Origin of the sequence: Pseudomonas sp. GM78, assembly GCF_000282475.1 — a bacterium.
Classification (GTDB): domain Bacteria; phylum Pseudomonadota; class Gammaproteobacteria; order Pseudomonadales; family Pseudomonadaceae; genus Aquipseudomonas.
Genome location: NZ_AKJF01000137.1, coordinates 1 through 13285, shown reverse-complemented (window position 1 = coordinate 13285; position 13285 = coordinate 1). Strand labels below are relative to the sequence as shown.

The 13285-nt window shown below is 60.5% G+C and carries 12 protein-coding genes; 8 read left to right on the top strand and 4 right to left on the bottom strand.

What is annotated here, in order from left to right:
• Window positions 1-18: 18 nt before the first annotated feature.
• The gene (locus PMI35_RS09575; RefSeq protein ID WP_008062616.1) at window positions 19-1071 is read right to left on the bottom strand and encodes a Gfo/Idh/MocA family protein; all 1053 of its coding nucleotides are present in this window, start codon (window positions 1069-1071) and stop codon (window positions 19-21) included.
• Between the two features lie 111 nt (window positions 1072-1182).
• Here PMI35_RS09575 and PMI35_RS09580 point away from each other — a divergent pair, with 111 nt between their 5' ends.
• Window positions 1183-2124 carry a LysR family transcriptional regulator gene (locus PMI35_RS09580; RefSeq protein WP_008062613.1) on the top strand — a complete coding sequence of 314 codons (942 nt, stop codon included), beginning with the start codon at window positions 1183-1185 and terminating at the stop codon, window positions 2122-2124.
• A gap of 39 nt (window positions 2125-2163) precedes the next feature.
• Here PMI35_RS09580 and PMI35_RS09585 read toward each other — a convergent pair whose 3' ends face one another.
• On the bottom strand, window positions 2164-2616 hold the full coding sequence (locus PMI35_RS09585) for an Lrp/AsnC family transcriptional regulator (protein ID WP_008062611.1): 453 nt from the start codon (window positions 2614-2616) through the stop codon (window positions 2164-2166).
• A gap of 147 nt (window positions 2617-2763) precedes the next feature.
• On the opposite strand from PMI35_RS09585, the gene PMI35_RS09590 reads away from it, so the two are divergent.
• The 4 genes from PMI35_RS09590 (at window position 2764) to PMI35_RS09605 (ending at window position 7588) form a co-directional block, all read left to right on the top strand.
• The gene (locus PMI35_RS09590) at window positions 2764-3381 is read left to right on the top strand and encodes a LysE family translocator (protein WP_008062609.1); all 618 of its coding nucleotides are present in this window, start codon (window positions 2764-2766) and stop codon (window positions 3379-3381) included.
• Between the two features lie 167 nt (window positions 3382-3548).
• Window positions 3549-4340 (top strand): alpha/beta fold hydrolase, encoded by a 792-nt coding sequence (locus PMI35_RS09595; protein WP_008062607.1) that lies wholly within the window; start codon window positions 3549-3551, stop codon window positions 4338-4340.
• A 361-nt stretch (window positions 4341-4701) separates the two neighbouring features.
• On the top strand, window positions 4702-6093 hold the full coding sequence (locus tag PMI35_RS09600) for a wax ester/triacylglycerol synthase family O-acyltransferase (protein ID WP_081504852.1): 1392 nt from the start codon (window positions 4702-4704) through the stop codon (window positions 6091-6093).
• A 52-nt stretch (window positions 6094-6145) separates the two neighbouring features.
• Complete coding sequence (locus PMI35_RS09605) at window positions 6146-7588, top strand: DUF3336 domain-containing protein (protein ID WP_008062605.1); 1443 nt, start codon at window positions 6146-6148, stop codon at window positions 7586-7588.
• Between the two features lie 71 nt (window positions 7589-7659).
• On the opposite strand, the gene PMI35_RS09610 is transcribed toward PMI35_RS09605, so the two are convergent.
• On the bottom strand, window positions 7660-8097 hold the full coding sequence (locus tag PMI35_RS09610) for an acyl-CoA thioesterase (protein ID WP_008062604.1): 438 nt from the start codon (window positions 8095-8097) through the stop codon (window positions 7660-7662).
• 373 nt (window positions 8098-8470) lie between these two features.
• Between PMI35_RS09610 and PMI35_RS09615 the strand changes: the two genes are divergently transcribed.
• Window positions 8471-9325 (top strand): LuxR C-terminal-related transcriptional regulator, encoded by an 855-nt coding sequence (locus PMI35_RS09615; RefSeq protein ID WP_032831844.1) that lies wholly within the window; start codon window positions 8471-8473, stop codon window positions 9323-9325.
• Window positions 9326-9376: 51 nt separating this feature from the next.
• Here PMI35_RS09615 and PMI35_RS09620 read toward each other — a convergent pair whose 3' ends face one another.
• Entirely contained in the window at window positions 9377-11167 is a 1791-nt protein-coding gene (locus PMI35_RS09620) for an acyl-CoA dehydrogenase C-terminal domain-containing protein (RefSeq protein WP_008062602.1), read from the bottom strand.
• A gap of 178 nt (window positions 11168-11345) precedes the next feature.
• On the opposite strand from PMI35_RS09620, the gene PMI35_RS09625 reads away from it, so the two are divergent.
• Complete coding sequence (locus PMI35_RS09625; RefSeq protein WP_008062601.1) at window positions 11346-12254, top strand: LysR family transcriptional regulator; 909 nt, start codon at window positions 11346-11348, stop codon at window positions 12252-12254.
• 259 nt (window positions 12255-12513) lie between these two features.
• Window positions 12514-13131: a DJ-1/PfpI family protein gene (locus tag PMI35_RS09630; RefSeq protein ID WP_008062600.1), complete on the top strand. Its 618-nt coding sequence runs from the start codon at window positions 12514-12516 to the stop codon at window positions 13129-13131.
• Window positions 13132-13285: the final 154 nt, after the last annotated feature.

Here is a 13285-nt window from a genome sequence, read left to right as displayed (position 1 = left end):
TTCAGGCCTGCCTGATGTTCATGTCGGGTCGATTTGAACAATGCTGCCGGTGCGCGCCGCTTCGGCAATCGCCTCGGTGATGATCAGGTTCCGCAGGCCGTCACGTACCGTAACCAGCGGTTCCTCAATACCTCGGATGACATTGCAGAAATGCTCAAGCTGGCGCTCCAGCGGATCCTGGCGAATGACTTGCGCCGTGGCTGACTGGAAAGGTTTCCACCATGAACGGTCTTCGGGCTGCGCGTAGTACTTGAGGCGCATGGTCGGCACCGATAGCGAGCCGCCCTTGCCACAAATCACGTAGCAGTCTTCATCGTCGTACGAGGGGTAGCTGGCGTTCTCCTGGGAAGTCTGCTCCCAGCTGCGAGCACTGCCCGCACTGTCGCAGAGCATGAACGAGCCCAGGGCGCCGTTCTCGAACCGCAGGCCGATGCACACGGTGTCTTCGACGGGGAAGCCACGCGCCGCGTTGGACTGCATGGCCTGTACGGCAACAATCTCGCCGCACAACGAACGCAGGTTGCCGATCTCGTGGATCATATTGATCAGGATGGGGCCACCGCCCGCCTCGCGTCGCCAGGCAGCGGCATCGAAATAGTCGTCCGGCTTGTAGAACAGCGCGCTCCCCTGCACCGCCACCAGATCGCCGAGCATACCTTCTCGAACCAACTCCCGGGCCTTGGCGAGAATCGGGCTGTGCGCGCGATGATGGCCTACCAGTAACCTGGCATTTGCAGCGTCGGCGACAGCGAGCAATCGCTTGCCCTCATCGACGCTGTGGGCCACGGGTTTTTCGATCAGTGCCGCGATTCCGGCATCGATACACTGCAATGACTGTTCGACGTGAAGTGCATTGGGCGTTGCGAGGATGACGCCGTCAGGTTTTTCTGCGGCGAAACAGGTCTGCAAGTCGGGGTATTGCGCCACGCCCAGTGTTGCCAGGTAGTCGGCTGAAACCGGCATGGGATCGATGATGGCGGCGAGTGTGCAGGATGGGTTGGCTTGCACGAGTTCGATATGACGGCGACCGATGAGCCCGGCGCCGGCGACGGCAATTCTGACTTTGGACATGGTTTGATCTTCGCAAGCATTGTTTTTGTATTCGCGCCAGGGCGATGAAGCCGCGACACGATCTGCTAGGATCAAGCCTACTATCAACGTTGAAGACCATAATTCGCCAGTATGGAAAATCAGAATTCTCCCCTAGTGAACAATGATCCCTTTTTACGGGACTTGCTCCTCTTCTCGACAATCGCCAAGCGCGCCAGCTTCATCGCCGCAGGTAACGAACTGGGTATCTCCCCGGCCCACGTCAGCAAGCGCATCGCCGCACTGGAAGAGACGTTGGGATGCAAGCTGTTCAATCGCACAACCCGCCGTGTTTCCATTACCTCGGATGGCGAAGTGATGCTGGTCTGGGCCCAGACCATCATGGACAACGTCAACGGCATGCTCGAAACCTCGCTGGGCGACCGGGTCGAGCCCAGGGGCACGTTGAGGATCAGCACCAGCCATCGCCTGGGTAGATTCCATATCGCCCCGATCCTGGCGCTGCTGCGAAAGCGCTATCCGAAGCTGGAGGTCTGGCTGGAACTCGTGGATCGTCGCACCGATCTGATCGCGGAGAAATTCGACATCGACATACGCATCGGAGAGGTCAACGAGCAGAACCTCATTGCGCACAAGATCGCCGATAGCCATCGCATACTCTGTGCGGCGCCAGGCTACCTGGAAGACAGGGGTCATCCCGCAACGCTGTCTGAGCTTGCGCTGCACGATTGCCTGTTGTTCCGGGGTCGCGACCAGAGCTTTGGCGTCTGGCGCCTGGAAGGGCCAAGTGGCATGGAAAGCGTAAAGGTGACCGGGCCGATGGCCTCCAATCACAGTGATGTGGTTCGTGAGTGGTCGCATGAAGGATTCGGCATCATCATGGCCTCTACCTGGGACGTTGCGCCCAGCATCGAAGAGGGGAAACTGGTGCGTATCCTCCCCTCCTATCGACAGACAGCCAACGTGTCCGCAGTGACAACCGTTCGCGCATCGGGGTCGGCGAAGATCAATGCGTGCCTGGAGTTTCTGACTGCACAGCTCAATGCGGGTGCTTACGCATTGAAGCGTTTGTAGCGGCGTGCCGCTCTAATGCATGGTTTTGCACGCCTCAAGCTACAGAGGCAACGGTCTATCTTGCACGACCCGCTTCATCACCAGCGTTGAAGTCAGGCGCTGGACGTTGGGCAACGTCGAAAGGCTCTCATCGTAGAGGCGCTGAAACGCCGGCAAGTCTTGTGTAATGACGTGCAGCAGGTAGTCCGGCTCGCCAAACAACCGCTGGGCATCGACCACCTGTGGGATGTCCACCAGGGCCGTCTCGAATGCCTCGACAGCCCGCCTGTCTCCCTCGCGCAACGTAGCGAATACCATCGCGGAAAAATTCAGGCCCAATGCGCCAGGATCCAGTTGCGCTCTATAGCCAAGCAACACCCCCGACTCTTCCAGTGCCCGTACTCGACGATGACAAGGGGAAAGACTCAGCCCCACGCGCTCGGCGAGTTCGGTGACTGAAAGTCGACCATCCTTTTGCAGCTCAGAAAGAATCTTTCGATCAATCCTGTCCATCTGGAAATTCCTTCTAATCGTGCGCATCTGCACGACAATCTTTGGAAGTAAATTCTAACAGGATTTCATTATTCTTCCTTGCATCCAAATCTCCCGGAGCAAGACGATGCAGAGTGCCCTTCATCAGCAGCCCAAGTGGCTCGCGCCATGACCTTGAGTGTTTTCGTTGCCTTCTGGGCGGTATCTATCCTGTTCGTCATCACACCGGGTGCCGATTGGGCCTATGCGATTTCCGCCGGGCTCAGGGGCCGGGTCGTCATCCCTGCCGTGGGCGGGTTGTTGTCCGGCCACTTGCTAGCCACGGTGATTGTGGCCGCCGGCGTCGGGACGCTGGTGACCAACCACCCCTTTGCCTTATCGGTGCTTACCATTGCAGGGGCGGGTTATCTGCTGTGGCTGGGCATTAACATGCTTTCCCGCCCTGCTACACCGCACGCTGATGGCATTCAGGCGTCGAGTTCCTGGAAGCGCTGGGCGATCAAGGGGCTATGCGTAAGCGGGCTGAATCCAAAAGTGTTCCTGCTGTTCCTGGCACTGCTGCCTCAATTCACTGACGCGACGGCTGCCTGGCCGGTGCCCCTGCAGATGATTGCGCTGGGGCTCATCCACACCGTCAGTTGTGGCGTTATCTACCTGCTGGTGGGATTTGGCTCGCAGGTTGTGCTCACGGCCCGTCCAGCCGCGGCGCGCCGGGTCAGCCGTTTTTCCGGGGGGGCCATGATCATCATCGCAATCATTTTGCTCAGGGAGCAGATGCTGGGTTAACTCACTTTTTTCGGCGAGGCGATCCCGATGCCTGGTCTTGTCATCTCAGGACGTTTGGGTCAAAGTCCTGCGTCGTCCGCAAGCGCTGCTTCCCTACGAAATGACCACCCACACCGGTCCAGCGATGACAGCCCGGCCAGCAAGATTGTGCGATAAGAGGATCATCAATGCAGGTTTGCATCACCCAGGAAGACCATTGGGTCAACACGCCGTATGGGCAGGTGTTCGCACGCTGCTGGTATCCGGGCAATCACGGGGTGGCCGAGCCAACAGCCCCCATTGTTTTGTTCCACGACTCTCTGGGATGCGTGGAGCTATGGCGCGACTTTCCTTCCCTGCTGGCGAAGGCAACCAACAGGAATGTCGTCGCTTATGACCGCTTGGGCTTTGGTCGTTCAGACCCTCATCCAGGCGATTGGTCCAACGACTTCATTCGTGAAGAAGCGCAGCGTTACTTCCCATTCGTGCGCGCAAGCCTGGGCATCGAGCGCTTTATCGCCTTCGGCCATAGCGTCGGCGGTGCAATGGCCACACACTGCGCCGCGTTGTTTTCCGAGCACTGCCAGGCCCTGGTCACCGAGTCTGCCCAAGCCTTTGTTGAAGAGCGGACACTGGGCGGCATCCGAATCGCCAAAGAGCAGTTTCAACAGCCAGGGCAGATCGAGCGTTTGCACAAGTACCACGGTGAAAAGGCGCAATGGGTCCTGAATGCCTGGACTCAAACCTGGCTTTCCCCCACCTACGCAGACTGGACCATCGAGAAGGATCTTGCGACGATCCAGTGCCCTATGCTGGTTATCCACGGCGCCGAAGATGAGTTCGGCTCAACGTTGCATCCCCAGCGTTACGCCAACCTGGCCCGAGGGGAGATCGAGATGCTTGTCATCAGCGATTGCCAACACGTTCCGCACAGGGAAAAAACCCAGGACGTGATTGATGCGGTTTGCCGTCTGCTGTAGATCGGCATCTCACTTTCCAGGCGCTCTCCCCCGACCCACTCCGCTGCGCCTCCTCTACCTCTACTTGTGCCCCACGCTACCCATGGCAGACGTTGATCCCTTCCAACAAGGGAGGTGTGTGCCACAGGGCTCGCGCGCAACCATGACTGCAATGCGCGAGTTGCGCAGGTCCAGCAGTCAGTTGCCCCTGTAAACAGGCTGCTCACCGAACGTGTTGATTTGGTCATCATGCTATTGGAGGGAACAAGCCTTGAAACAACTGACACCGTTGGACGCCCAGTTCTTCTATTCCGACGCCACCCATCAACCCATGGTGGGGGGCAGTCTGTGGATTTGCGACTAACGCACCGCACCCAACGGGCTGGTTCGGCACAAGGACATCATCCGCTACATCAACAATCGCCTGGGCAGCACCTCATTGTTTCGCCGACGGCTGCAACACGCGCCCTTCTGCCTGGACGATCCCTACTGGGTGGAGGACAAAAGTTTCGACCTCGAATACCACATCCGCCACGTCGGCCTGCCGCAACCTGGCGACTGGCGGCAACTGTGCATCTTCGCGGCGCGGTCCATGTCGCGCACCCTTGACATGGACCGCGCGCCCTGGGAGCTCACCATCATCGAGGGGCTGAACAACGTAGAAGGCGTGGCACCCGGCAGCTTCGCCCTGCTACTGCGTTTTCATCACGCCTACATCGATGGCAAGGCTGGCATCGAGATCAACAATCTGCTGATGAGTGATCAACCTGAACCCGATGAGCGTCCTTACCGCCAACCTTACAATGATCGCCTGCCCAGTCGCGCGCACATGTGGAGCAAAACCGTTCCCCGCTTGTTGACCCAGCCTCTGCGCAGCTTGCGCGCCAGCTACAGTGCGTCCAGGGCAGGACTGAATTTGCTGACCCGGCTGCGCGCAGAGAACCGGCCCGCCCAGAAGAGCATTCCCAGCACCGTGTTCAACGCCCAGGTCTCGCCGCACCGGACCTTTGGCGGATTGTCCTGGAAGCTCGACGAGATCAAGCAGGTCCGCCGCTGCGCCAAGGGCGCCACACTCAACGACGTCATCCTGGCCATTATCGCCGGGGGGCTGCGGCGCTACCTGATACGCCGCGAGGCTCTGCCCACCGAGCAGTCGCTGGTCGCAATGTGTCCGGTCGCGATTCTCTCCGAGCAAGCCCAGCGGACCGGGAACCTGGTGTCCGGCATGCTGATCGGCATAGGCACGGATATCGAGGATCCCGTCGAACGGCTGCAGTCGATCCTCGAGCGCACGCAGTCGGGGGCCGAGCTGGCCCGCGATGTGGTGTATGAGCTGATCGTTTCAATGGGTGACCTGGTCCCTGCGCCGATGCGCATGCTGGGTGGCTGGATGGGCAGTCACTGGCGTCATGTCGGCAAATACCATCTGTGCAACACCCTGATCACCAACTTCCCGGGTCCCGTGGGCAAGGCACGCAAGTACTTCGCCGGCGCCGAGGTGCAAGCGGTCTATTTCGTCCCGCCAATCGCCGACGGCATGGCGCTCAGCCATGCCGTCACCAGCCTCTACGACCAGATCATTCTCGGGGTGGGCAGCGATCGCGACGTCTTGCCTGATATGGACGTTTACATCGACTGCCTGCACAAATCCACCGAGGAATATCTGGCCCTGGGCCGGCAGCCGATGGAAGCGGCTGCCAAGGAGCCTCCTGCAACGCCACCACGCAAGCGAGCCAGCCCCGCAGCTGCCGACGTCGAGCAACCGTGCGAGTGACGAGTGCCCTGCAGGGATTGCCCCTCGCCCATGACCGTTGGAGAGAACAAACATGTTAAGGCACAAGACGCCGAGCGCTCGGCCGCATGAAAAAATGCAGCACTCGCGCAGCTATAAGGAGTGGGTCAACCACGCCTGCGCATTGGATGAACAGAGCGCAATGGACGACTGGCGCAGAAATGAAGTGTCCAGGGACTATGACCACCGCACCGTGCGCCAACGACTGGAGCGCTTGAGCGTCCTGCGCCATTCAGGCGCCTGCGCCGACCTGATGTTCGCGCTCAACGAGGGCATCCATGGCAACCTCGCCGGGATGGGCAAGGCAGAGCTTTACAGCCACGCCCGCATGGGCACCAAGCATTTGATCCACCAGTACATCGAAGAAGTCTGCCGGTCACTGCAAGCCATCGATGGCGTTGACGAGCAGGTGATGTCACTGGACGAGCGTCGGGATTTCTTCCTCCGTGCCAGCCAATGCTTTGGGCGTTCGGCCTTGATGCTCAGCGGGGGTGCGATGCTCGGTTACTTCCACGTCGGGGTACTCAAGACCCTTATCGAGGAGGGCCTGCTGCCGAAGATCATTTCCGGTTCGAGTGCCGGTTCACTGATCGCAGCCATCGTCTGCACTCACCAGGATGATGAGTTGCTCGAGCACCTGCTGCCCGAGCGCCTGACCATGACGTACGCCAGGTCCGAGGCCAAGCGAAGCTCGCGCCTGAATGCCATGGTGCAGGCGCAGGACGTCACAAACCATGTGCAGGGATTGATTCCCGACCTGACGTTCGCCGAGGCCTATCAGGTCAGCGGGCGCCATCTGAACATCACGGTCACAGGGCTTGAGCCGCAACAGGCGCCCCGCCTGTTGAACGCAATCACGGCGCCCAATGTCTTGATCCGTTCGGCGATCCAGGCCTCTACCGCCGTCATGGGCATTATCGCGCCGGTGACCCTGCAGGCCAAAGATGCCGCTGGCCATCAAGTGCCGTATCTTCCAGGGCAGCGATGGATCGACGGCTCCTTTACCGATGACTTGCCCGCCAAACGCCTGGGCCGGCTCTATGGTTTCAATCACTTCATTTCCAGCATGGCCAACCCAGCGGCACTGCTTTTCACACCCAATCCCAATGCCCGGCACGGTTTACTAAAAGGCGCATTGGAGCAACACATCCGACTCGGCAAATCCCTGGCAACAAGCCTGTTGCGCGTGAGCAAAAATCATCTGCGTCTGCGTAACCCCGCGCTGGCACGCTGGCAGCATCTGGGTTACAGCATGCTGGTGCAGGACTACACCGCTGATATCAACATCTTTGTGGCCAAGCGTTGGCACAACCCGCTCAAGTTACTGACGCCGTTGCCTGTCCATCAGGTCAGGCAACTTGTCAAAGAGGGTGAGCATGCCACCTGGGAGCGCATGGAGATGGTGCGCAATTGCACGGCCATCAGTAGAACCCTCGATCAAATCCTGATTCGCCGCGGGTGGCACACCAGGTGCTGATCCTGGCTCCTACCGGGTAAATCCGCACGACCCCGTTCCATGCGAGACAGGGTCGTCGGTATGCAAACGCCTCAATCCGTCAGGGTGCGCAACTCGTTTCGAACCAATGGGGGAATGGCGACCGGCTTGTTACTGGCTCGATCCACGTAGACGTAGACCACGTAGCCGAGGGCGCAAATCGTCGGTTCGTCATTGCGGAAAATGCCGAGCTCGTAACGCGCACTGCTGGTGCCCAAATGGGCGATGCGCAGGCCAACGGTCACTCGATCGGGAAAAGTGATCGGCGAGAAGAAGGTGCAGCTGGATTCAACGATCAATCCGATGACCGGACTGCTGTCGATGTCCAGTGTGCCCTGCTCCACCAGAAAATGGCTGATTGCCGAATCGAAGAATGAGTAGTAGACAACGTTCTGCACATGGCCGTAGGAATCATGGTCCCCCCAGCGTGTGCCGAGGGTGTAGAAGCGGCGAAAATCGTCGCGGCTGGGACGGTAGGCCTTCTCGCTCATGGCACCGCCTTGTTGATGGCTTTCACGTTCATTCGCAAATCCTCGGACAAATGGCTTCGACAACCCCAGGGTGCGTATGCTCGGGGTTGGATTGCGAGGGTACAGGCTGGTTTTACATCGCTCGCCTCCCCCTTCGGAGGGGGGTAGCTGATGGGACAGTTGGCAATAAATACTTGGCCGGGCGCGGTCAGGAGCCGCACGCGCAGGTCTTCAATCCGATAAAGGAATGACCAGGGTCAACCAGGTGTTCCAGCCCTCTGCCCGGTTCTGCGCGTCAAATTCGTAGTAGCCCTTGAGGTTGGTGTACCAGAGGTCTTTACCGACCTCCGCCAACCGCTTTGGCTTGCTGCACTCCTCCGTTCCCGATGTAATCGTGCGCACCAACGTCAGCCGCAGCCGTCTCGACCTGCTGCAGAAAGGTCCGGATGCCGCGCTGAGCTTCCTGCGCCAGCAAATCGCCCACTTGCGCAGCCTGGGGCAGATCCGTCCGGTGGCCCAATTGCTGGGCGAACAGGTGCGCGTGAGCCTGATCAAGGGCCAGCGCAACCAAGCGGTGGAATTACTGCAATCGCTCGAAGACTTTGTCCGCGACCACGGCAGCGAGCGCGGTGGCCGGGCGGAACTGCCAGCGATCGCCGCATTGGCCCGCGCACGAGTACTCATCAGCGAGGACTCACAGGCAGCTCTGCAGGCGTTGAAAACGGTGGGCGACCACGCCGCACGCTTCCAGCGCCATCGCCTGGCCGTGCTGGTCGACCTGCTGTCAGCCGGCGTGCTGCAAGACCTCGATCGTGCCGAAGAATCCCTCGAGTGCCTGCGTCGGGCCGTGGAAGCCGGACAGCGCCTTGGGCTGATCCGCACCTTGCTCGACGAAGGCGCATTGAGCGAGAAACTGCTTGGCCGTCTTGCCCAAACCCCTCTTGAAGACCCCGTGCGCCAGTACGTGGACCAACTGATCGATAAACTGACCGGTCCTTGCGCGCAGGCGCAGGCAACAACACCGGCGCGGCGCAAGGCATCCACGGGGCAAGAGCCACAGTTGACACCCCGGGAGCGCGAGATCCTCAGCCTTGTGGCCCAGGCCATGTCCAGCAAGCGTATCGCCCATACGCTGGACATCACCCTGGACACCGTGAAGTGGAACCTGCGTAACATCTACGCCAAGCTCGGGGTCTCGAGCCGCTACGATGCGATGGTCTGGGCGCGCAACCACAAGCTGATCGACTGACCACCAGCGACTCCCCTCCCGTCGAGAGGGGAAGTCGTACCCTGAGATGACTCAGAACGCGAAGTGGCTCTCCGGCATGGCCATCAGGCACCCGGCACCTGCGAGCAACGCCTCGCGATGGGCACCGGCCCGTGGCAGCACCCGGCGCAGGTAGAAGTCGGCTGATTGCAGCTTGGCCTGATAGAACGCCGCTTCCCCGCTGCCGGCCTGCAGCACTTCACAGGCACGTACAGCCGCCTGCAACCACAAGGCCGCCAACATCGCGTAGGCCGAATAGGCCAGGAAGTCCACCGACACCGCGCCAATCTCTTCGGGGTCGCGGCGACAGGCCTGCAACACCGAGTCGGCCAGCGCCCGCCACTCCTGCAGGCGTTGTGCGACCCGCTCGGCCATGTCGGCCACCTGCGAATGAGCCGTGGCCAATGCTGCCTGGGTGGCCAGTTCGTCAATCAATGCATTGAGTTCGCTGCCGCCGTCGCCGAGCAACTTGCGGCGGATCAGGTCCAGTGCCTGGATACCGTTGGTACCCTCATAGAGCTGGGTGATGCGGCTGTCGCGCATCAGTTGCTCCATGCCCCACTCGCGGATGAACCCATGGCCGCCGTACAACTGCACGCCGAGGCTGGCCACTTCCTGCCCGCAGTCGGTGAAGAACGCCTTGATCATGGGAATGAGCAACGCGGCGCGGCGGGTGGCGGCATCACGTTGCGCCGGGTCGGTGGCGCCGTGTTCGAGGTCCAGTTGCCGGGCGGCGTAGGCGGCCAGCATGCGGCAACCTTCGCTGAGGGTCTTCTGGGTGAGCAACATGCGCCGCACATCCGGGTGCACGATGATCGGGTCGGCAGCTTTCTCCGGTGCCACGGGCCCTGTGAACGCCCGCGACTGCAAACGCTCGCGGGCATAGGCCAGGCCGCCCTGGAAAGCCGCTTCGGCGATGCCCAGGCCCTGCAGCCCGACCTGGAAACGAGCATCGTTCATCATGGTGAACATGCAGGCCAGGCCCTGGTTCGGTTGACCCACCAGCCAGCCGGTGGCGCCGTCGAAATTCATCACGCAGGTGGAAGCGCCCTTGATGCCCATCTTGTGTTCCAGCGCGCCACAGCCCAGCGAGTTGCGTTCGCCAAGCGAGCCATCGGCGTTGACCAGCCGCTTGGGCACCAGGAACAGGCTGATGCCCTTGATTCCCGGTGGTGCGTCGGGCAACCGGGCGAGCACCAGGTGAATGATGTTGTCAGTGAAGTCCTGCTCGCCGCCGCTGATGAAGATCTTGCTGCCGCTGAGCTGGTAGCTGCCGTCGGCCTGGGGCTGGGCGCGGGTGCGCAACAGCGCCAGGTCGGTGCCGGCCTGGGGCTCGGTGAGGCACATGGTGCCGGCCCACTCGCCGCTGACCAAAGGCCCCAGATAGCGCTGTTTGAGCGCGTCGCTGCCGTGGCGATGCAGGGCCAGGACCGTGCCTTCGGTCAGCCCGGAATAGACGCGGAACGACAGCGAGGCGCTCATCAGCATCTCGTGGAAGCTCGCCGAAACCATCTGCGGGAAGCCCTGGCCGCCAAAGTCCAACGGCCCGGTCATGCTGGCCCATCCTTGCTCGACAAAGAGCTTATAAGCCTGGGCAAAACCGTCCGGCGTGGTGACTTTGCCGTTCTCCAGGCGACAACCCTGCTCGTCACTGTTGCGATTGAGCGGCGCCACCACCTCGGCGGCGAACCGCGCGGCCTCTTCGAGCACGCCGTCGATGGTTTCGCGATCCAGGCCATTGTCCAGTTGTTGGCAATGCGCGGTGACGTCAAACAGTTCGTGCAGGACAAACCGCATATCGCGCAGCGGTGCTTGATAGCTCATGCCCGCCCCTCCCCATCGCCCTGGCCCATTGTCACGACCCCTGCAAACGTTGCCTGCCGTACGTCAAATCTTTTGCTCACACCGACACTCCCCAAAGCTGAAAAGAAGGATTGCCGACACCCTAAGCAGCTGCCTACTATTTGAGAAATTTCATTTTCATATGCGTGATATTTGCAGAATGAATACAACCAACTTCGACTTAAACCTGCTGCGCATCCTCGACGTGCTGCTGCGCGAACAGAACGTCTCCCGAGCCGCCGAGCGCCTGGCCCTCAGCCAGCCGACCGTGAGTAACGCCCTGGCCCGCCTGCGCGAACAGCTCGATGATCCGTTGCTGGTGCGTATCGGCCGGCGCATGCAACCGACGCCCAAGGCCCTGGCACTGGAAGGCCCGATTCGCGCAGCGTTGCAGCAGATTGAGCAGACCCTCAACGTCGACGAAAGCTTCGACCCGATGTCCAGCCGGCAGACCTTTCGCATTGCCATGACCGACTTTGTCGAACAGGTGTGCATGCCAAGCCTGCTGCGGCATTTGCAGGACAGCGCGCCCAACCTGCGCCTGGACATCGCCCCACTGGCGCCCAGCCTGCCGATCGATGCCCTGGATCGCGGACAACTCGACATGGTGCTGGGCCGCTTTGACGAAATTCCGGCACGCTTCGCCCGTCACCACTGGCGCAGCGAAACGCTTCAGGTCGCGTTGCGCCAGGACCATCCGCTGGTCAATGGCGCGCTGGACCTGCAGACCTTTCTGCGCTTGCGCCACCTCTGGGTACATGGCGGCCAGACCCGTGGCATGGTCGATCAATGGCTGGGGGAACAGGGTCTGTCACGGCAAATCGTCTACACCACCCCCAACTACCTGCAGGCGGCGCATCTGGTCGCGGCCTCGGACCTGTGCGTCGTGCTGCCGACCCAATTGGCGCGCAACTTCGCGACACTGCTGCCTTTGCAGCTGCATGATTTGCCTTTTGCACTGGACGCCTTCGAGCTGGACCTGGTGTACCTGGCACAACGTGGACAGGATCGAGCGGTGAGTTGGTTGGTGGGGGAAATTCTGCAGGCTGGCAAAGCTCCAGGGACATGAGTGCGGTGGCGCCCCTGGCTGTTTAACCGGCATCAGCCCGGAAGGTTTACCGCGAATCTTCGACCTGTTTGTACCTGGCGCGTGTGATGGAATGTATCCATTACAATTATTTGATTGTCGTGCCTGTCACTCCTAGCATGCATTCACACCTGCGGCCGGCTTTGTCGGACGCAGGCCAGGTATCAATCACCCATCCGGGTCAATACCTGCCCTCGCGGCACAATGAACGTCTGCCCCACTTGCACCGGAAGAAGCCATCATGCACATCGCAATCCTGACTTTTGAAGGCTACAACGAACTCGACTCGCTGATTGCCCTGGGCATCCTGAATCGAATCAGGAAGCCAGGCTGGCGTGTATCGATTGCCAGCCCGACCGCCAGAGTTCGCTCCATGAACGGGGTTGTCATCGAATCCCACGTGTCGCTACGAGAAGCGAGCGAGGCCGATGCCGTCATCATTGGTAGTGGCATGCTGACCCGGGAAGTGGTTGCTGACCCTGTGCTCATGAAGCAATTGCAGCTGGACCCTTCCCGGCAACTATTGGGTGCGCAGTGCTCTGGCACCTTGATCCTGGCAAAACTCGGATTGCTCAAGGACGTGCCAGCGTGCACCGACCTGACGACGAAACCCTGGGTTCAGGAAGCAGGTGTCGACGTCCTCAATCAGGCTTTTTTTGCCAATGGCAACATCGCTACCGCGGGTGGTTGCCTCGCCTCGCAATACCTGGCCACCTGGATTATCGCAAGGCTCGAAGGCATTGATGCCGCGCAAAGCGCACTTCATTACGTCGCACCCGTCGGAGAGAAAGAAGACTACGTTTCCCGCGCCATGGGCAATATCACGCCTTATCTGCCATCTGAAAAAATCGCCGTCTAACCCGAACACGCTCTTTGGGCTGACGCTGTTCACTTTAGCGAGGTGGGTATTTGGATTGGGGGCATATCCGTTGCTGCGGTAACAGCGTCTGGCGGTTTCGCTCTTACAGCGAGTCACTTGGAAAAGCCCCAAGTAACCAAGGGCTCTTGCCCCT

Bases quoted from the DNA above. Each gene is read 5' to 3' on its own strand.
- PMI35_RS09575 (WP_008062616.1), bottom strand. From the start codon at position 1,071: ATGTCCAAAGTCAGAATTGCCGTCGCCGGCGCCGGGCTCATCGGTCGC.
- PMI35_RS09595 (WP_008062607.1), top strand. From the start codon at position 3,549: ATGCAGGTTTGCATCACCCAGGAAGACCATTGGGTCAACACGCCGTAT.
- PMI35_RS09630 (WP_008062600.1), top strand. From the start codon at position 12,514: ATGCACATCGCAATCCTGACTTTTGAAGGCTACAACGAACTCGACTCG.
- PMI35_RS09585 (WP_008062611.1), bottom strand. From the start codon at position 2,616: ATGGACAGGATTGATCGAAAGATTCTTTCTGAGCTGCAAAAGGATGGT.
- PMI35_RS09590 (WP_008062609.1), top strand. From the start codon at position 2,764: ATGACCTTGAGTGTTTTCGTTGCCTTCTGGGCGGTATCTATCCTGTTC.
- PMI35_RS09625 (WP_008062601.1), top strand. From the start codon at position 11,346: ATGAATACAACCAACTTCGACTTAAACCTGCTGCGCATCCTCGACGTG.
- PMI35_RS09605 (WP_008062605.1), top strand. From the start codon at position 6,146: ATGTTAAGGCACAAGACGCCGAGCGCTCGGCCGCATGAAAAAATGCAG.
- PMI35_RS09580 (WP_008062613.1), top strand. From the start codon at position 1,183: ATGGAAAATCAGAATTCTCCCCTAGTGAACAATGATCCCTTTTTACGG.
- PMI35_RS09620 (WP_008062602.1), bottom strand. From the start codon at position 11,167: ATGAGCTATCAAGCACCGCTGCGCGATATGCGGTTTGTCCTGCACGAA.
- PMI35_RS09610 (WP_008062604.1), bottom strand. From the start codon at position 8,097: ATGAGCGAGAAGGCCTACCGTCCCAGCCGCGACGATTTTCGCCGCTTC.